The organism is Streptomyces sp. NPDC029044, assembly GCF_040637495.1.
Lineage (GTDB): Bacteria > Actinomycetota > Actinomycetes > Streptomycetales > Streptomycetaceae > Streptomyces.
Map to the genome: position 1 here is coordinate 109000 of NZ_JBEZWN010000016.1, position 19198 is coordinate 128197.

11 protein-coding genes and 5 pseudogenes are annotated in these 19198 nt (G+C 69.7%); 6 read left to right on the forward strand and 10 right to left on the reverse strand.

What is annotated here, in order from left to right; translation table 11 throughout:
• The first annotated feature begins 79 nt into the window (after nt 1–79).
• Both AB0E85_RS16365 and AB0E85_RS16370 read left to right on the forward strand, forming a co-directional pair.
• On the forward strand, nt 80–2131 hold the full coding sequence (locus tag AB0E85_RS16365; protein WP_361927035.1) for an APC family permease: 2052 nt from the start codon (nt 80–82) through the stop codon (nt 2129–2131).
• Between the two features lie 121 nt (nt 2132–2252).
• Nucleotides 2253–3581 (forward strand): class I SAM-dependent RNA methyltransferase, encoded by a 1329-nt coding sequence (locus AB0E85_RS16370; RefSeq protein ID WP_361927038.1) that lies wholly within the window; start codon nt 2253–2255, stop codon nt 3579–3581.
• 538 nt (nt 3582–4119) lie between these two features.
• Here the strand turns inward: AB0E85_RS16370 and AB0E85_RS16375 are convergent.
• Nucleotides 4120–4440 (reverse strand): hypothetical protein, encoded by a 321-nt coding sequence (locus AB0E85_RS16375; protein WP_361927041.1) that lies wholly within the window; start codon nt 4438–4440, stop codon nt 4120–4122.
• Nucleotides 4441–4460: 20 nt separating this feature from the next.
• Nucleotides 4461–4694: pseudogene (locus AB0E85_RS16380) on the reverse strand (polymorphic toxin type 30 domain-containing protein); the annotation flags it as partial.
• A gap of 426 nt (nt 4695–5120) precedes the next feature.
• On the opposite strand from AB0E85_RS16380, the pseudogene AB0E85_RS16385 reads away from it, so the two are divergent.
• A pseudogene (locus AB0E85_RS16385) lies at nt 5121–5233 on the forward strand (YjbQ family protein); the annotation flags it as partial.
• A gap of 92 nt (nt 5234–5325) precedes the next feature.
• Here the strand turns inward: AB0E85_RS16385 and AB0E85_RS16390 are convergent.
• Both AB0E85_RS16390 and AB0E85_RS16395 read right to left on the reverse strand, forming a co-directional pair.
• Nucleotides 5326–5655: a hypothetical protein gene (locus AB0E85_RS16390; RefSeq protein ID WP_053674111.1), complete on the reverse strand. Its 330-nt coding sequence runs from the start codon at nt 5653–5655 to the stop codon at nt 5326–5328.
• A gap of 516 nt (nt 5656–6171) precedes the next feature.
• A pseudogene (locus AB0E85_RS16395) lies at nt 6172–8004 on the reverse strand (RHS repeat-associated core domain-containing protein); the annotation flags it as partial.
• On the opposite strand from AB0E85_RS16395, the pseudogene AB0E85_RS16400 reads away from it, so the two are divergent.
• Nucleotides 7993–8657, forward strand: a pseudogene (locus AB0E85_RS16400) (ornithine carbamoyltransferase); the annotation flags it as partial. The pseudogenes AB0E85_RS16395 and AB0E85_RS16400 sit on opposite strands and share 12 nt — an antisense overlap.
• Nucleotides 8658–8768: 111 nt before the next feature.
• Nucleotides 8769–9194 carry an aspartate 1-decarboxylase gene (gene panD / locus AB0E85_RS16405; RefSeq protein ID WP_361927045.1) on the forward strand — a complete coding sequence of 142 codons (426 nt, stop codon included), beginning with the start codon at nt 8769–8771 and terminating at the stop codon, nt 9192–9194.
• 853 nt (nt 9195–10047) lie between these two features.
• Here panD and AB0E85_RS16410 read toward each other — a convergent pair.
• Genes AB0E85_RS16410 through AB0E85_RS16425 form a run of 4 tightly spaced genes read right to left on the reverse strand, consistent with a single transcriptional unit; the run spans nt 10048 to nt 16651 of the window.
• Nucleotides 10048–10806 carry a hypothetical protein gene (locus AB0E85_RS16410; protein WP_361927047.1) on the reverse strand — a complete coding sequence of 253 codons (759 nt, stop codon included), beginning with the start codon at nt 10804–10806 and terminating at the stop codon, nt 10048–10050.
• 7 nt (nt 10807–10813) lie between these two features.
• Entirely contained in the window at nt 10814–15583 is a 4770-nt protein-coding gene (locus AB0E85_RS16415; RefSeq protein WP_361927050.1) for a putative T7SS-secreted protein, read from the reverse strand.
• A gap of 2 nt (nt 15584–15585) precedes the next feature.
• Nucleotides 15586–16239: a hypothetical protein gene (locus tag AB0E85_RS16420; RefSeq protein WP_361927052.1), complete on the reverse strand. Its 654-nt coding sequence runs from the start codon at nt 16237–16239 to the stop codon at nt 15586–15588.
• Nucleotides 16229–16651 carry a hypothetical protein gene (locus AB0E85_RS16425; protein WP_361927055.1) on the reverse strand — a complete coding sequence of 141 codons (423 nt, stop codon included), beginning with the start codon at nt 16649–16651 and terminating at the stop codon, nt 16229–16231. Before AB0E85_RS16425 ends, AB0E85_RS16420 begins: the two co-directional genes overlap by 11 nt.
• 463 nt (nt 16652–17114) lie before the next feature.
• On the opposite strand from AB0E85_RS16425, the gene AB0E85_RS16430 reads away from it, so the two are divergent.
• Nucleotides 17115–17999, forward strand: coding sequence for a LysR family transcriptional regulator (locus AB0E85_RS16430; protein ID WP_361927072.1), 885 nt, complete (start codon nt 17115–17117; stop codon nt 17997–17999).
• A gap of 140 nt (nt 18000–18139) precedes the next feature.
• Here AB0E85_RS16430 and AB0E85_RS16435 read toward each other — a convergent pair.
• Together AB0E85_RS16435 and AB0E85_RS16440 are read right to left on the reverse strand one after the other, a co-directional pair.
• Nucleotides 18140–18505, reverse strand: a pseudogene (locus AB0E85_RS16435) (four-carbon acid sugar kinase family protein); the annotation flags it as partial.
• 347 nt (nt 18506–18852) lie between these two features.
• A partial coding sequence (locus tag AB0E85_RS16440) for a succinylglutamate desuccinylase/aspartoacylase family protein (protein WP_361927057.1) occupies nt 18853–19198 on the reverse strand: 346 nt, incomplete at its 5' end.

Here is a 19198-nt window from a genome sequence, read left to right on the forward strand (position 1 = left end):
TCACTCGGAGAGCAGAGGGAACGCCGATGGGGGGTGGCGGGTGGGCGCCCCCGCAATCGAACGCCTACGATCCTCTGTTGTGTCCAAACTGACCGACGTGCCCAAACGGATCCTGATCGGGCGCGCACTGCGCAGCGACCGGCTGGGCGAAACGCTCCTGCCGAAGCGCATCGCACTCCCCGTCTTCGCCTCCGACCCGCTCTCCTCCGTGGCGTACGCGCCCGGCGAGGTCCTGCTGGTCCTGTCGATCGCGGGCGTGACGGCGTACCACTTCAGCCCCTGGATCGCCGTCGCGGTCGTCGTGCTGATGTTCACCGTGGTGGCGTCGTACCGGCAGAACGTGCACGCCTACCCGAGCGGCGGCGGCGACTACGAGGTGGCGACCACCAACCTCGGCCCCAAGGCCGGCCTGACGGTCGCGAGCGCGCTGCTCGTCGACTACGTCCTCACCGTGGCCGTGTCGATCTCCTCCGGCATCGAGAACCTCGGCTCCGCGATCCCGTTCGTCGTCGAGCACAAGGTGCTCTGCGCGATCGGCGTGATCGTGCTGCTGACGTTGATGAACCTGCGCGGGGTGAAGGAGTCCGGCTCGCTGTTCGCGATCCCGACGTACGTCTTCGTCTTCGGCGTCTTCACCATGATCGCGTGGGGCGCCTTCCGCGGACTGGTCCTGGACGACACGATGCGGGCGCCGACCGCCGACTACGTCATCAAGCCCGAGCACCAGGGCCTGGCCGGCTTCGCCCTCGTCTTCCTCCTGCTGCGCGCCTTCTCCTCCGGCTGCGCCGCCCTCACCGGCGTCGAGGCGATCTCCAACGGCGTTCCGGCCTTCCGCAAGCCCAAGTCGAAGAACGCCGCGACCACCCTCGCGATGATGGGCCTGCTGGCCGTCACCATGTTCTGCGGCATCATCGCGCTGGCCGCCGCGACCGACGTCCGCATGGCCGAGAACCCGGCCAAGGACCTCGTCCACAACGGCGTCCCGCTCGGACCGGACTACGTGCAGCACCCGGTGATCGCGCAGGTCGCCGAGGCCGTCTTCGGCGCGGACAGCATCCTGTTCATCGTCCTGGCCGCCGCCACCGCGCTGGTGCTGTTCCTCGCCGCCAACACCGCCTACAACGGCTTCCCGCTGCTCGGCTCGATCCTCGCCCAGGACCGCTACCTGCCACGCCAGCTGCACACCCGCGGCGACCGGCTGGCCTTCTCCAACGGCATCGTGCTCCTCGCGGGCGCCGCCGGACTGCTGGTGTGGATCTACGGCGCCGACTCCACCCGCCTGATCCAGCTCTACATCGTCGGCGTGTTCGTGTCCTTCACGCTCAGCCAGACCGGCATGGTCCGGCACTGGAACCGCCACCTGGCCACCGAGAGGGACCAGGCCAAGCGCCGCCACATGATCCGCTCCCGCGCGATCAACGCCTTCGGCGCCTTCTTCACCGGCCTCGTGCTCGTCGTCGTCCTCCTCACCAAGTTCACGCACGGTGCCTGGGTCGCCCTGCTCGGCATGGTGATCTTCTACGCGACGATGACGGCCATCCGTAAGCACTACGACCGCGTCGCCGCAGAGATCGCCGCCCCCGAGGGCCCGAGCGACGACAGCGTGCGGCCCTCCCGCGTCCACTCGGTCGTGCTGATCTCCAAGATCCACCGCCCCGCCCTGCGCGCCCTGGCCTACGCCAAGCTGATGCGTTCGGACACACTGGAGGCCCTCTGCGTCAACGTCGACCCGGCGGAGACCAAGGCCCTGCGCGAGGAGTGGGAACGGCGCGGCATCGACGTACCGCTGAAGGTCCTGGACTCGCCCTACCGCGAGATCACGCGGCCGATCATCGAGTACGTCAAGAGCCTGCGCAAGGAGTCGCCGCGCGACGCGGTGTCCGTGATCATCCCCGAATACGTCGTCGGCCACTGGTACGAGCACCTGCTGCACAACCAGAGCGCCCTGCGGCTGAAGGGCCGGCTGCTGTTCACGCCCGGCATCATGGTGACCTCGGTGCCGTACCAGCTCCAGTCCTCCGAGGCGGCCAAGAGGCGGGCCCGCAGGCAGCAGGACTGGAACGCGCCGGGGTCGGTGCGGCGTGGTCCCGCGCAGGTGCGGTCGAAGGAGTCCTCCGAGCACAAGTCCTGAGGATTCCCCTGGGCGACGGCTCGTGTGAAACGGCCGGGCGGCAGCCACGTAGACTGGTGGGCTGTTGTCCGGCCGTTTTTGTTCGGCCCTTCCCCCTCACGCGTTTTGGAGTCACCCCGCCATGCAGGCAGAACCGAGGAAGTCGCTGGTGGGGGAGGAGTACGAGGTCGAGGTCGGCCCCGTCGCCCACGGCGGTCACTGCATCGCCCGCACCTCCGAGGGCCAGGTGCTCTTCGTACGGCACGCGTTGCCCGGTGAGCGGGTCGTGGCGCGGGTGACGGAGGGCGAGGAGGGCGCGCGGTTCCTGCGCGCGGACGCCGTGACGGTCCTGGACGCCTCCAAGGACCGGATCGACGAGCCCTGCCCGTTCGCGGGCCCCGGCCGCTGCGGCGGTTGTGACTGGCAGCACGCCAAGCCGGGCGCGCAGCGGCGTCTGAAGGCCGACGTCATCGCCGAACAGCTCCAGCACCTCGCCGGGCTCACCCCCGAGGAGGCCGGCTGGGACGGCACGGTGCTGCCCGCCGAGGGCGACAAGGTGCCCGCGGGCCAGGTCCCCGCGTGGCGCACGCGCGTCCAGTACGCCGTCACCGCCGACGGCCGGGCGGGCCTGCGCCGGCACCGCTCGCACGAGGTGGAGCCGATCGACCACTGCATGATCGCCGCGGAGGGCGTCAGCGAGCTGGGCATCGAGAAGCGGTCCTGGACCGGCATGGACTCCGTCGAGGCGATCGCGGCGACGGGCTCCCAGGACCGCCAGGTGATCCTCACCCCCAAGCCGGGCGCGCGCCTCCCGCTGGTCGAACTCGACCGCCCCGTCTCCGTCCTGCGCGTGGACGAGCGCTCCGGCGGTGTCCACCGCGTCCACGGCCGCCCCTTCGTCCGCGAGCGGGCGGACGGCCGCACGCACCGGGTCGGGAACGGCGGCTTCTGGCAGGTCCACCCGAAGGCGGCCGACACACTCGTGACGGCCGTGATGCAGGGCCTGCTCCCGCGCAAGGGCGACATGGCCCTCGACCTCTACTGCGGCGTCGGCCTCTTCGCCGGCGCCCTCGCCGACCGCGTCGGCGACCAGGGCGCGGTCCTCGGCATCGAGTCCGGCAAGCGCGCGGTGGAGGACGCACGGCACAACCTCGCCGACTTCGAGCGCGTACGGATCGAGCAGGGCAAGGTCGAGAGCGTGCTGCCCCGCACGGGCATCACGGAGGTCGACCTGATCGTCCTGGACCCGCCGCGGGCGGGGGCGGGCCGGAAGACGGTCCACCAGCTGGCCGCGCTGGGCGCACGGCGGATCGCGTACGTGGCGTGCGATCCGGCCGCGCTGGCGCGGGACTTGGGGTATTTCCGGGACGGCGGGTACCGGGTGCGGACGCTTCGGGCGTTCGATCTGTTTCCGATGACGCATCATGTGGAGTGCGTGGCGATTCTTGAGCCTGCTGAGAAAGGACTCTGACCTGCGGTTCTTCTGAGTTGCTCAGGCACTGCCAGGTGGGCTCGACCTGTTTCCCGGAATACATCACATGGAGCTGGCAATTCCAGCTCGCGGCATCGGTGACCTGCGGTTTCGTCACGTCCAGCAGTTGGCTCTCCTGGATCGGGCACGCCAGGAGCAGCTCGTGGTGCATTGTCTTGACGCTCGGCTGACGCTGTACCTGATGATGTGTCAAAGGGGAACGGTCAGTCGCCTCGCCCGGCCCCGCCTCTGGTCGTCCGTCCGGCGGCTTCCTGAAGGTGGCACGGCCCGGCTCGTCGTGAGTGAAGGAGATGACGTCGCCGAGCGGCAAGCCCTGCGTCCTGCTCGGCCTCGAGCGGCGCCAACCGATTTGGTTGGTGCTCGGTGAGCAGTTGACGCGCGGCCTCGGACGCAGGTGCGATGTCGAGCGGCGAAAGCCGTGGGCACGGGGTGCGCGGCGTCGGTGAGGCTTCAGCCCACTACACCGCCGTGCTGGACCAGGTCCATGCCGGTAGCTGTGCCTGCCCGTCCTGGGTCTTCATCCTTCCAGTAGGTCGCTGACATAGTCGCGGAGTTGAGGAGGAAGGTCGGCGAGAACGATCTCCCGCAGAGGTGCGATGTGCTCAAGGCCGACATGGCCGGTGGACGTCAGTTCGATGAGAGCGTGCAGTTCGGCTTCTAGGGCGGAGTTTTCTTTTTCGCAGACAGCGGCTGCCGCCAGCAGTGTCGCCAGAGCTGACGCCTGGGCGGGTGTGTACGCACCCAGGTGGTCGGTCACTTCGTCGGCCGCGCGTTCTCGTGTCTGTGCATCTGCCTCCGAAATCATTCGCGCGATACCGATGAAGTCGTGAGACTTCAATGCGAAACACCCGTTCGTCACTAGTACGGAAGTGGAAATTGAGCCGGCCAGGGGATGTGTGTGGCATGGGCCGCGTCCGGATTGTAATGGGGACTGTTCGGGTTGTGGACCTGTCGGTGATACAGGTTCCCCGCGTCGTCCTGGTATTTCCCGCCGACCGATATGCGGTAGATATCCCCATTTGCCGCGTTGGAGCCGACGGGGGCGGTTCCGTCCTTGTCGTGCACTCGAAGGCGAACCATATTGCCCGTTTTGGGGTCTTCCCACCAGCCACTCCGGCGCCTGCCGGTCGTTCATGATTCCGGACCTTTCGTCGGACCCCACGGCATTCAGCCGCCTTCGTAGAACAGGTGCTGGTCGGCCCCCCGGGGTCCGTGGGCTTGCCGCCGATTGCCGTCACACCGGAGTGGCCGCCCCAGATCCCCGACGGCCCGTACGCCGTGATGCCCTGGCCGACTTGGGAGCCGACCCCTTGGTCACGACGACGTCCTCGCGGTGCCGGAAAATGAGACGGACGTGCCCGTCGGCTGGGACTCCGCCTCCGGCTTCTGCGAAATCTCCAGGTCGGAGGAGCCGTGCCGTGATCCGGGAGCGTCACGCGATGTCGTCGGACTCGCCGATCAGTTCGGTGGGTCTATCGATCAGGGCGGGGGCTATGGCGAAGAACCGCGGTCGATCTTCTTCCCTCGGTCGGCGGCAGCCGCCTGGAACTCGGTACTGGCGGTCGGTGTGTCTGGTGGACCACCGTGTCGACAACTCCTGCCGCCGGGTCCGGCTGTCGTTCCTCGGGTAGTCCAGGGCACGCCACAACTGCGGGGCCGCATTCGTGGCGCCACGGATGGGCTCGGACAGTGCATCTGGCAAGGCCTCTCCGGAATCCAGGCTCTATTCCAGTTCCGCCGCGCGCCTCTTGAGGTCCTCGGCGAACGTGTCCCAGTCGGGTCCGAAGGACAGCAGATCTGAGGCTGCTTCCCGGAGCAATTGCGGGTCGTCGGGACGTTGCAGGCAGGCCAGACGGTAGGCGAGGTTCCGGGCCCAGGGCGGCAGGGCCATCCAGTCCTCGGTGAGGACGTCCTCGAGCATGGCGAGGATTTCGTCCGCCGTCGCGAAGGTGAGCTTCTCGATGAACTCACGGGTCGTTTCGTTGACCTGCTGGCTGTCACCGCCGTCGATCGCCTGGCTGAGACTCCTGGCCGCAGGGGTCGGATCGGGCATGGCGCGCTTCTCCAGACGGATTACTTTCGGCGCCCCGGAGCGCCGTGGTGGTGGACGGAATGGGCGCCCAGACCCTAGCAGTCGATCCCGGCGCTGCCCGGGCAGCCCGTGCGGTGCCGAGCTCGGGGGACCCCGTCCCTACGGATTTAGCCAGTAGGTGGACAGTTGGTAGGCGCCGTCGGGCCGCTGAATGACCCGGTAGCCGACGTCGTGCCCGTCGATCTGCACCGACCTGTCGAGCGGGCCGCTGAACTCGGGGGTCCTGGCGCGGGGAACGACCCCGCCGTCCCTCATGTACGCGTACACATCGGAGACAATTGCTTGTTCAATCTGGTTGGGTTTCAAGTTGGTGGTCCGCAGATCGTTCGTGGTTCCGTCCGGGCCGGTGTGGGCTCGGTCGTAGCCGTGGCCGGTGTTGAAGTGCCACTGGTCGTCGCCCACCATGGCGGAGCGTTTGAGATCCTGTCCCTCGCCTTTGGAGGTGTACTCGCCGATGGCCGGGCCGTCGCCGTTCGGGTACGGCGACAGGCCGACTGGGTCGCAAACGGTGTGCGGGTTGGTCACGTAGGCGACCGGGTTCGGCGCCGGCGAGAGCCCCAGAGGGTCCGGAGACGTGTACCGGCCGGTCTCTGGGTCGTAGTACTGGCCGGGGAAGCGAAGGGGGGTGTAGGTCGTGCTGGAGCGGGACCAGGCGGTCGTTCCCCACAGAGTGGTGCGGGCGCGCCAGGCGATGCGCCCGGACTCGTCGACCAGTTCGGTGGGAGTGCCGAGCAGGTCGGTGGCCACGGCGAAGAAGCGCCGGTCGACCTCCTCGTGACGGGCGTCCGGGGTGAGGATGCGCTCGGTTTGTGCGAGAGGCGTGAGGCCGCGGTGCTCCCAGGTGAGCGCTACCGGACGAGGCAGGTCGCTGGAAACGGTGGTCTGTTCGCAGAGGGTCAGGCCGTCCCAGGTGAAGCGGATCTCCTCTGCAATGGTTTTGCCGTCCGCCGCCAGGCGCTGCTTGGCAGTGCGCCGGCCCAGGGGATCGTAGCGGTAGCGCCAGTGGGTGTCGTCGGGGGTGACCACGGAGATGAGGCGGTCCTCGGCGTCCCACGTGTAGCGCCAGGTGTCCGGTTTGCGGGAGAGCCGGACCTTCTGGCGCAGGGCGACGCGGCCGAGGGCGTCGTGCTCGAAGCGGATGTCACCCGCACGCGTGACGGTCGTGCCGGTGTAGGCGCGAGGGCCGGTGGCCTCGTGGCCGGGGTGTGAGTCGGGCCAAGCGGCCGAGGTCTGGTTGCCGCTCGCATCGTATGCGTACCGCTCGCTCCAGCCGCGTGCGTGGACGGCGGTGACCCGGCCGGCCGGGTCGAGGTCGAAAGTTCGCGCCCCCGACACCCAGTCGGACGTTGCGGTGAGACGGCCGTCGGCGCGGTAGGCGTACGTGCGCCGGTTGAGGGTGCGGGAACCAGCCATGAGGTGCTGGCCCGACAGCCGGCCGGCCTCGTCCCAGACGGACGCCTGGGTGACGATGCCAGCGAAGACCCGTTCCACTTCGCGTCCGGCCGCATCGTGCGTGAAGGTGATGTCGTGGCCTCCGGAGGTTACCCGGATGGGGCGGCCCGCGGCATCGTAGGCGTAGCTCGTGACCAGTCCGGTAGGGGTGGTGCGACGGATCCGGCGGCCGGCGGGGTCGTAGGCGTGGTCGAGGGCACGGCCGTCGACGAGTTCGGTCTTGAGCCGGCCGCACCGGTCGTAGCGGCGCACCAGTTCGCTGTCGGGACTCGACGCCTGAATCAGGCGTCCGGCCCGGTCGTAGGCGTGGACAGTGGCCCGGCCCGCGACCTCCTTGCGGACCATCCGGCCGAGTTCGTCGTACGCGTATGCGGCCACGCCGCCGAGGTGATCGGTCCGGGTGGTGACCTGTCCGGCGGCGTCGAGGCCGTAGGTGACGGTGCGGCCGTCGAAGTCGGTCTCGGACACGAGCCGGTCAGCCCGGTCGTACCCGTACGTCCAGACGAGCCCCTGCGGGTCAGTGACCCGGGTGAGCCGCAGACCCGTGTCGTGCTCGAACTCGTACCGTGCGCCGTCGGGCTGAGTGCGGGCGGCGAGGAGGTCGAAGTGGGTGTATTCGAAGCGGGACACTCCGCCCGCCGCATCAGTGTGGGTGAGACAGTTGCCCTCGCCGTCGTAGGTCCATGACTCGGTAGCGCCGTCGGGGCCGGTGCGTCGGGCGAGTTGCCCGTCGGCGTGCCACTGAAGGCGGGTGACGCCGCCTACCGGGTCGGTGATGCGGACCGGCCTGCCGAGGGCGTCGCGTTCCAAGCGGGTGGTGCCGCCGTCAGGGGCGGTCACCTCCACCAGGACACCGGCCGGGTGCTTCGCGGATGCTGGACGGCTTCGTCGTCCGTACGGCGGGCCCCGACCGGGAGATCGCCGCCTATGCCGCACAGCACCGCATGGCCGTCGTCAACGCGATGAGCGAGGGCGAGCACCCCACCCAGGCCCTGGCGGACCTGACCACCGTCCAGCGACTGGCGGGACGGGTCGACGGCGCCCGGGTGCTCTACGTCGGCGAGGGCAACAACTCCGCGATCGCCCTCGCCCTGGCGCTCACCCGGTTCAAGGGCACCGCCCTCACCGTGGTCACGCCCCCCGGTTACGGAATCCCCGAGGAGACGCGGAAGCTCGCCGCCGGGTACGCCCGGGCGTCCGGCTCCGCATTCACCTGCACGCACGACCTCGCCGATGCGCCCGCCGCCGACTTCGTGTACACGACCCGGTGGCAGACGACCGGCACCAGCAAGGCCGACCCGAACTGGCGGGACGTGTTCGAGCCGTACCGGGTGGACGAGGTGCTGATGTCCCGCCATCCGGACGCCCGGTTCCTGCACGACCTGCCGGCGCACCGAGGCGAGGAGGTGGCGGCGGCGCTCCTGGACGGCCCGGCGAGCGTCGCGTTCGACCAGGCCGAGAACAAGATGCACAGCGCCGCCGCCGTACTGGAGTGGTGCGTGGCGGGCTGACCGGCCCGTGCGGCCGGACGCCCTCCGGCCGCACTCCGTCCCCGTACCTCCGCCGCGCGCGGCGGCCCGTCCCATTCGTAGAGAACCCACAGGAGTGAGGGAACGCACCCCATGTTCAGGTCCACGATGAAGTCGAAGATCCACCGGGCCACGGTGACCCAGGCGGATCTGCACTACGTCGGCTCCGTCACCGTCAGCGCCGACCTCATGGAGGCGGCGAACCTCCTGCCCGGGGAGAAGGCGGACATCGTCGACATCGACAACGGGGCGAGGCTCACCACCTACGTGATCGAGGGGCCGCGCAACTCGGGGGTCATCGGCATCAACGGTGCGGCGGCCCGGCTGATCAGCCCGGGGGACCTCGTCATCCTCATCGCCTACGCGATGGTGGAGGACCACGAGGCCGCCGCCTTCCGTCCCAGCGTGGTGTTCGTGGACTCCGCCAACGCCCCGGTGGCTTGCGGGCAGGACGCCACAGCGGTGCCGGACGGCTACGGACTGGTGCCCGGAGACACCGTCGCCGCGGACGCCGGCTGACCGGGCGGGGCGGGACACGGGCCGGCGCGCCCCGCTGCGGAAGGACTCCGTCAGCGCGCACACCGGGCCGCCGCCCCGGAGACGGCGCCGACGCGCGCGTGAGCCCCAGGACAGAGGAGCCCCGTCATGGACCTCCCGCCTCGGACATAGAGCCACATCCCGGATACCGAGGAAGCCGCCGTGCCCGTTGGTAGCTGCAGTTGCCCGCCGATCGACGACATCGCAGGGTAAGCAGTGGCGTACGCGCCGACCCACGGGGGACTGCCTGTTGCCTGTGCGCCGAACGGAATTGCCGATCTGTTGGCGGCCGGGCCTCGGTCGGCTGGTTCAGTGGGGCGGGGGTGTGGTGTGCCGGACGGCTCTTCTGCGCGCGGGTCGATGTATTTGTGCATGGGCGACAGCTCGCCCCGGTCCCGCTTCACCTGCTGGCGTCTCTCGTCCAGCGTCTGCTGTCGACGTGTGGGAGTGGTGCCCTTAGTGGCGCTGTGGCCTCGCGGACCATGATCGGCCGAGTGCTGGCAACTGTCGTTGGTGACGCCCTCGACCGGGCGATCGGTGCCTACCCCGCAGGCCGGCGCGAGGCCGCCGGGGACAGGGCCGGACGCGCCGAGCGATCATCGTCGACGGCAAGGTGCCGAAGGGACCGGCCCCTCCGGCCGCTAACCACAGGCGCCTGTTCTCCGCGGTCACTCACCATCGCTCCGTGACTCTCGCCCAGGCGGAGGCCGGGCCGGTGATGCCCGACGGGTCGTACGCCGTCAGGACCTTGCCGCAGTGTCATGGTCGGCGCCCGCCTGTCGATCCGCACAGACCGCCGCACCCATCCCCCCGGTTCCTTGGTCTTCGTCCTCGTTCACCAGTTCCCGTAGTCCTCCACGTAGGTGGCGATCAGCTCGAGCAGGGCGTCGGCCCGGTGCCGGTCCTCGCGTTGCTCGCGCAGGGCCTTGTCGGCGGCCTGGAGGCGGGCCAGGGCGGCCGGTTCACCGTCGACCAGGTCGTCGACCACCGGCGTGGTGACCAGGTCCAGGCATTCGGTGAGCAGGCGGCGGGTGGCCGGGGCGGGGGGAGCAGGGTCGGGGGTGGCGAAGCTGGTGGTCAGATAGCGCGCGGGGTTCGTGAGGCTCCAGCCGACGACGGTGCCGTGCTGGACGAGGAGTGCCACGTCGGGGGCGATGCCGATGCCGGCTTCCAGCGGTTCGTCGAGGACGTCGAGGTCGCGCAGGCAGGTCAACACGGCATCGCCGGGAGCGCGGCACAGCACCGTGCACATCTCGTGCCGGAAGTCCTTGACCTCGTCCGCGCGGAGCCCGCCCGGGCGTACTTCGGGCGGGACGGGAAGGCGGGCCGAGTCCTCGGCTGAGGCGGACTCTTCCGGAATTCGGAATTCAGCCCCGACCATCTGTCGGTCGCTCGGGGCGAAGCGGAAAACGTCGGGGAGGTCCCACAGCAGGTCCTGGCTGCCGAACGTGTCCGCGAGGAACTTCTCCCGTTCCACCCGGTCCGCATAGGGGGAAACGATCAGGAAAGTACCGAGGAGACGGGGAACGGCGTCGAGCGGCTCGTCCGTCACCGTCGCGGACCAGCCGCCGTCGAACTTCAGTTTCGTCGTCATCACTGCCTCATCTGATCTGTACCGCCGGAGGCTGGAAGCGGCCGTCCTTGGCGGGAATCCTGCCCTTCACGATGTCCTCGTGCGTTACCGGCGCACCGGGGTCCGTTGGTTTCCCGCCGAGCGCCGTGGCTCCGGAGTCGCCCTTGATGCCCGACGGTCCGTACGCCGTGATGGCCTGGCCCTGGGTGTTGCCGGGGCCGTCGATCACCACGATGTCGTCGCCCTGTCTGAAGGTGAATGTCCCGGCCGTGCCTGTCGAGTGGTACACGGCGTCCGGGTTCTTGAGAATCTCGATGACTCGTTCGTCGCTGAAGTCGTGTCGGGTGTCCCCGTGGTAGTCGTGGCGCTTCTTGAACCCGCTGTCCTGTGCTCTCTCGACGATGTCGTCCACGACCTTGTTGATCCGCTTCCGGGCCCGCTCCTCCTTCGTGTACTTGGGCATGAGGCCCAATGGGTCGCACCCGCTGTGCGGGTTGTGCACGTACGCGACGGGGTTCGGGGCGGGAGCGAGGCCGAGGGGGTCGGGGGAGGTGTAGCGGCCGGTTTCGGGGTCGTAGTGGCGGAAGTAGTTGTAGTGGAGGCCGGTTTCGGGGTCGTAGTACTGGCCGGGGAAGCGGAGTGGGGTGTAGGTGCTGCTGTCCCGGGACCAGGCCGTGGTGCCCCAGAGCGTGCTCCGGGTGCGCCACGCGATGTCGCCCGTTTCGTCGATGAGTTCGGTGGGGGTGCCGATGAGGTCGGTGGCGATGGCGAAGAATCGGCGGTCGATCTCCTCCTGGCGGTCGTCGGCCGTGAGGATGCGCTCGGTCTGGGCCAGGGGGACGTCGGCACGGTGGTCCCAGGTGAGGGCGACCGTGTTCGAAACGTCCGGCTGGTGGCTGGTCTGTTCGCACAGGGTGAGGCCGTCCCAGGTGAAGCGGACCTCCTCGACCACGCTCTCGCCGTCGGTCGCCAGGCGCTGTTTCGTGGTGCGGCGGCCGAGTGGGTCGTAGCGGTACCTCCAGCGGGTTCCGTCGGGGGTGGTCACGGAGGTGAGGCGGTTCTCCGTGTCCCACTCGTAGCGCCAGGTGTCGGGCTTGCGGGAGAGGCGGGTTTTCTGCCGCAGGGTGACCCGGCCGAGGGCGTCGTGTTCGAAGCGGACGTCTCCGGCGCGGGTGATGGTGGTGCCGGTGTAGGCGCGCGGTCCGGTGGCTTCGCTGCCGGGGTGGCGGGACGGCCAGGATGCGGAGGTCTGGTTGCCGCAGTCGTCGTAGGCGTACCGCTCCGTCCAGCCCTGGGCGTGGACGGCGGTGACCCGGCCCACCCGGTCGAGGCCGAAGGTGCGGGTGCCCGACAGCCGGTCCGCGATGGAGGTCAGGTGGCCGTCGGCGCGGTAGGAGTAGGCGCGGCTGTTGACGTTGTGCCCGCCGGCGGTGATGTGCTGCGCGGAGAGCCGTCCGGCCTCGTCCCAGGCGGAGGTCATGGTGATCGTGTCGCCGAAGACGCGGGCGAGTTCCCGGCCGGCGGCGTCGTGGGTGAAGTCGATCCGGTGATCGCCGGTGGTCAGGCGGTGGGGTTTGCCGTCGGCGCCGTAGGAGTAGGAGGTGACGTGACCGGTGGGTGTGGTGCGGCGCGTACGGCGGCCCAGGGCGTCGTACGCGTATGAGACGGGACGGCCGTCGACCAGTTCCGTCTTGGTGAGTCCGCGTCGGTCGTACTGGTACCGGAGTTCGCTGTCCGGTCCGGCTGCCTCCAGCAGGCGTCCTGCCCTGTCGTGGGTGTAGGTCGTCACCTGACCGCCGACGTCCTTGCGGACCACCTGGCCGAGCTGGTCACGCTCGAACGAGATGGTCCCGCCGAGCGCGTCGACGCGGGTGGCGAGCCGGCCCGCGGCGTCCATCCGGTAGGTGAGGGTGCGGCCGTCGAAGTCGGTCTCGGAGACGATGTCGCCGGCAGCGTCGTAGTCGTATGTCCAGGTCAGCCCCTGTGGGTTGGTGACGCGGGTGAGGCGCAGTTCGGCGTCGTGCTCGAACTCGTAGCGGGCGCCGTCGGGGCGGGTGCGGGCGGCCGGGAGGTCGAAGTGGGTGTACTCGAAGCGGGAGACGCCACCGGACGCGTCGGTGTGGGTGAGGCAGTTGCCCTCGCCGTCGTAGGTCCAGGACTCCGTGGCACCGTCGGGGCCGGAGAGCCGGGAGAGCTGCCCGTCGGCGTGCCATGCGAAGCAGGTGACGTCGCCCACGGGGTCGGTGATGCGGACCGGGCGGCCGAGGGCGTCGCGCTCCGTGCGGGTGACGGCGCCGCTGGGGTCGGTCACCTCCACGGGCAGTCCTGCTGCGTCGCACACCACGCGTGTCGTGGCTCCGAGGGCGTCGGTAACCGAGGTGAGTCGGCCGGCGTGGTCGTAGGTGTAGCGGGTGGTGGAGCCGGCCTGGTCGGTGACGGCCGTGCGGTTGCCGCGTTCGTCGAACTCATGGACCATGCTGCTGCCGTCCGGCCCGACGACCTCCACCGGCAGGCCGAACGGGCCGCGCACGGTGCGCAGTTCGCTTCCGTCGGGGCGGGTGGCGGCGACGGCCCGACCGTCCTCGTCGTAGGCGAACGTGGTGGTGAGGCCCAGTGGGTCGGTGCGGGTCAGGAGGTTGCCGCGCGGGTCGTACGTGAACCGGGTGGTGTGGCCGAGCGGGTCGGTGACGGCCAGGAGACGGCAGCCGGGGCCGAACACGTGGCGGGTCTCGTGCCCGCCGGCGGTGGTGAGTGTGGTGGTGCGGTGGCCCGTCTCGGGGGCGGGTTCGGTGTAGGTGAGGGTGATCTGGACGTGGCCGGCCTCGCCGCCCTCCGCCACGACGCGGTCGCGGTCGTCGTAGATGTAGTCGTAGCGGCTGTTGTTGGAGTCGATCCAGGCGATGACGCGGTGGCGGTCGTCGTAGACGAAGGTCGTGGTGGCACCCGACGGCTTGGTGACGGCGGTGAGGTTGCCGTCCTGATAGCCGTAGCTCATCAGGGGCAGGTCCGCGCCGCCCTCGCCCGAGCCGGCCAGGGACAGAGCGGTGACCAGGCCATCGGTGACGGACAGCTTCACCTGGTGGCCCGCCGAGTGGACCAGGGCCAGCGGCAGGCCGTCCTCGGTGCGGTCGATGGTGGTGGCGTGGCCGTTGCGTTCGGTGATGGCGGACAGCCAGGCGACGCCGTCGTCCCCTGGTTCGCTGTCGGGCGGGGCGGTGAAGTGGAAGGTCAGGCCGCTGTCGGGGTCGGTGACGGTGTAGTCGCCGTCGGTGTCGCGGGCCAGCAGGGTGCGGGCTCTGCCCGATGACGGCGTGGTGGGCGCGCCGGGGGCCGGGTGCGGGTAGGGGATGAGGAGCCCGTCGGCGGTGACGTGGACGACTCCGATGGCGTCGATGCGCAGGTGTTCGTCGACGGTGGAGGTCCAGGACGGGCCGAGGAAGCGGCCGACCGCGCAGCCGGATTCGGTGCGGCGGGTGAAGACGAGTGGCAGGATGCCGGGGATTTCGACGTCGGTCTGGGGCAGGAACATCCGGCCCGAGGCGAGGTCGACGGGGTCGGTGCCGTCGGTGGTGCGCTCGCCGTCGGGGCGGTTGTGGGTGCCGTCGGGGGCGTCGTCGATCAGCTTGCGTGCCCGTGCGGCGTCGGCGGCCTCCTCGGCGATGCGGATGCCCTTGACCGCGGCGCCGCCGCCACCGGTGGCGGCGGTCAGTGCGAGGTCGGGAATCAGCCGGCCGAAGCCCTCGGCCGGGTCCTTCATGAAGTCGCCGATCATCTGCTTGCCGGTGCCGACCGGGTCGTTGCCGGCGACGATCAGCCCGGCGGCGAGGCTGTTGAGGGAGGTGGCGTACTCGGCCGGGTGCGTGATGTTGTACGGGTCGACGGGGTTGACGCTGCGGACGAAGTTGAGGATGCCCGCCGTGCCCTTGATGATGCCGCCGCCGACGTGGTCGCCCATGATCTGGAACTCCTGGACCCCGCCGACCAGTTGCTCGGCGTAGGAGGGCTTCTGCGGGGCCATGTCGCGGGCGGCGCGGACCGCGGTGCGTGCCGTCTCCGCCGCCGAGTTCCGCTGCTTGCGGGCCTCGGTGAGGATGTCCTGGGCCTCCTGCATCAGCTTCTTGCCGGGGTCGTCGAATGTCGCGGCGGGCCTGGCAGGGAGCGAGGACGGGTCGCGCTTGTCGGCGGGCTGGGCGTTGTAGCGGTCGACGGCGCTGTTGTAGTCGTCGACCTTCTTGCGGTGGGCGTCGGCGGCGTCCTCGGAGGCCTTGACACCCTCCTTCCACTTGTCGATCGCCGTCTGCGCCTGCGCCTGCGCCCAGGTGATCGTGCCGGCGAACGCGTCGAGCGCGCCGAGCGCCTTCGCGCAGGCGTCGGCGGCGGCGTACCACTTGGGCGGCTGGGTGCTCACCGCGGTGCGCAGGGCTTCGGCCGTCTCGCCCTTGAGCCGGGAGGAGTCCAGGCCTTTCAGGCCGTCACCGGCGTCGTCGAAGGCCGTCTGGAAGGCCCGGAGCTTGTCGGCGGTGGCGGTAATCTTGCTGGGGCTGCCGTAGATCAGCTTGGTCTTGTCCTCGGTCTGCCCGAGGTCCATCTCGTCGACCTCGGCGCCCATGCGATTGGCGACCGAACGGGACTGCTCGCGCACCCAGTCCGCGCCGGACTCCCAGCCGACGTCCTGCAGCCGGTCGGCAGTCCAGTTGCCGGCGTCCTCGACCCGGTTGCCCGCCCATTCGACACCGTCCTCGACCGCGTTCTCGACCGAGTCGGGCGTGATGTCGCTGAGGAAGTCGCCTATACCCACAGTCAGTTCCCCCCGGACTCACTCTGCTGCGCCTGCTGGGCGCGTTCCTCCGGCGAGGGGCCGAAGGTGTTGTCCAGCGCCTGGTTCCACTGGTCGTCGGATACACCCGAGGCGTCGATGATGGCCTGCGTCCGGCGACCGCCCTCGCCCTCGGTGAGAACCGTGCGGCCGGTGTCCTTCCACGTCTGCTCGATGTCCTCACCCGCCTTGTCGAACGACTCCGCGCTCCAGTCCGGGTTCAGGTAGTCCGGCGTGACGATGTCACCCCAGCCCTGCCGGGCGATCTCCTCCTCGGTGGCGTGCGGGTTGCCGCCCATGACGGAGTTGACGCCCACCTTCAGCGTGCCCTCGACGTACTGGTCGTGCTCCCACTGGGTGCCCGCCGCCAGGCCGAGGCGGTTCGCGAGCGCGCTGGCGTCGCCCACCAGGGCCCGCACACCCCACTCCCAGCGTTCGCAGAAGTCCTCGAAGTCGACCGAGAGGCCGTGGTGTCCTGCCTCCATTCCGGTCATCGCCAGCTCCGAAAAGCCCTTGCCCAGCACCGAACCGGTGGCGCCGCCCAGATCACCGAGCCCGTCGATCGTCGCGCCCACGCCCTGCGTGAACTTCGCCACCGACGCCTTGTCGAACTGCAGATCGGCCCCGTCAGCGCCCATGGCCGCGTCCCTCCTTGGCCTCTCCGGAGTCGACGGCGACGTCGTCCGCAACGATGCCGACGACCGGGGGGAAGAACATCGACCCGTCCTCGGTGGCGATGTCGACGGCCAGGCCGGCGGGCTCGTCCAGGGACGGCACGACCTCGTCGACGATGCGCGCGCCCAGCAGCGCCGCGTAGTCCATGGGCTGATCACCGGATCCGTGCAGCAGAGCGAACCGGGCCAGTGCGGCCTCGTCGGTGAACCCGCAGATCCACCGCACCCCGCCCGACCACGCCGACCACAGGCCCCCATCGGCCACAGGCACCAGAAGGACCGAGCGCCGCATCTCACCGACCAGCGCCCGGGGGTCACCGACTCCCCTTCTCCGCTCGGCAATTCGCTCGGCGAGCGCTGACCCGGTCTGCTGCACGGCCTCTCCCCGTCCTAGGTGACTGATGGCACCGTAGATCACGACGCACGCGAACGTGTCGGCGGTTCTCCTGGAAGCCCATCACGGCCCTGCACGCCGCCCTCGGTTCGAGACTGCTGCCCGACACATGTCTCACCTGCGTTTTCGCAGTGGGGCGCGGGTCGAGAACGCTCTGCCTCAACTCTGTGAGGGTCGGGCTGGGGGAGACGTCCTGACACTCGTTCGACGCTGACTCTGACGGAGCGTGGCGCGATCGTCCTGGTTCTCGAACCTGGGGCGGGAGACGGCTGTGACTGAGTGCCTCAGTTGACCATTGAGCGCCTCAATCATCTGTGACCGCGCTTCGGTGACAACCACGGTCAGCGCATCGGTGGTCCGTGCTTCGTCGAGGGTGTCCTTCACGCAACCATGGTCGGGACGGATCGAGTCGTCGGCTGATTTCTTGAGGGGCAGAGGGCGCGAAATGGATGTTCGGCAGCTGCAGTACTTCCTTGCGATTGTTGATCGTGGGGGGTTCAACCGTGCGGCCTCGGCTCTGTACGTGTCGCAGCCGTCGCTGTCGCAGGCCGTGCGGGCACTGGAGCGTGATCTCGGCTCCGAGCTGTTCCATCGCATCGGGCGCAGGGCAGTGCTCACGGAGGCCGGAAGGGCTCTGATCGAGCCCGCCCGGGAGGCCGTGCGGAGTCTGGAGACGGCGCGGGCGAGTGTGACGGCGGTGCATGAGCTGCGTGAGGGGCGCCTGGATGTGGCGTCCATGCCGTCGCAGGCGGTGGAGCCGCTGACGAGTCTGGTGAGTGCTTTCAGCCATCGGTATCCCGGCGTCTCCGTGGCCATCAAAGCGGCGTTCACCTCGCGTGACGTGATCGACATGGTGCGCACGGGTGCCGTGGAATTGGGGCTTTTGGCCTCCAGTGGACCCATCTCCGACAAGGAGGTCGCCTCACACGCCCTGGGGCGGCAGCGTTTTGTGCTGATGGTGCCGGCCGACGGCCCGTTCGCTGATCGGACGGCTGTGGAGTGCCGGGAGCTCGCAGGACAGCGGCTGATCGTCGGGCAGTCGGGTACGGGGATGCGTGCCTACGTCGACGCGCTGCGGGAACAGGGCATCGCGTTCACCGTTGCCGCGGAGACCGAGCACCGCGTGTCGCTCATGCCCCTGGTACTGGCCGGGGTCGGACTCGCGGTGGTCACGGATTCCTGGCGGGACGTCGCCCGGCGGCTGGGCGCCCGCATCCTGGACATCGAGCCGAGGGCCACCCTGGACATCGCCCTCGTCAGCCGCCGCGGCAGCCTGTCGCCCGCGGCCGCGGCGTTCGTCACGGCCGCCACCTCGGCCGCCGACAGTTGACACGGCTGATGAGGCAGGGTCCGTACCGCGTCGGTAGGCGGGGACCAGTACCACACCGTCCGAGCTTTGCCGTCCAGCTCGGTCAGCTCTTCGGCGAGGACATCGGTCTCCAGTGGGAAGTGGCCGCGCAGCGTCGAGTCCCCGCGGCTGGCCAGGACGTAGCCGGTGCCCTCGGCCGTCGACGCCGCGTGCAGGGCGCGGACCACCTCGCGGTTGCGGGCGGCCGCGTCCTCAGGAGGCAGGCTGCGGGTGTTGGTGAGGACGAAGAAGACGGCGCTGTCCTGGCGCAGCGCCCAGCGCAGGTCCTCAACCGTCCAGGACGTCAGGACGGGCACGTCGGCGACCGTCTGGGTGCCGGTCGGATCGTCGTCGAGGACGACGAGACGGGGGCCGCCGGATATCCGGGCGGCCACTTCCGCGGCGCTCACCTCGTGGACTGGAGGCAGCCCTTGGAGGACTGCTGCCTCGGGGAGGGGCCGCGTCTGGGCATGGAGGGCTGGAGACATGGCGAATTCCTGACCTGTACGGATAGTTGAGGGGAAGCGTCAGGTGATGGTGTCGTCGTCGATCACCCAGAAGGGCCCTGTGGCCGTCAGCCGGAGGCTGGCCTTCTCTCGGAGCATGTTCAGGCGCGCGTGTGCGTGGGGTGCAGCAAGGGGCCGAGCGAGCCCGACCCGTCAGGGCGGCAGGGACTTCCCACGACCACGCCGCGGAAAGTCCCTGCAGTTTCACCGCCGTCGGTGGGCAGCGATGGCCGCCCCGTTCGACGGGGCGACGACGGTGAAGGCGCGACACTCGGCGGCGGCGACCTGCATTCCGTCAATCGGCAACCGGGTCACCGGACGTGCGCCGGTCATGGCCTGATCTCTCCCTGCACCTCGCCGAAGATGACGACCTCGTCGCCCGGGCGGACCGTGCGGATCCGGCGGACCCAGAGCACGATGCCGTCCTGCGGCGCGCGGACCTCTTCGAGTGTCGTGCCGTAGTGGTCGGTGATGGTGGCGATCAGGTCGCCTTCCTTGCAGGTCTCCTCCGGCTCGGCGTGAGTGACGAAGAACCCGCCGGCGCTGGAGCGGGCGAACGTGCCGGAGACGGTTCTGTAGGTGTCCCGCAGCTCCGCCTCGCCGTCGATCATGCCGAGGCTGCGCAGGATGTTGCGGATCGAGTGCATGTGGTGCTCGACGTTGGTCTCGCGGTAG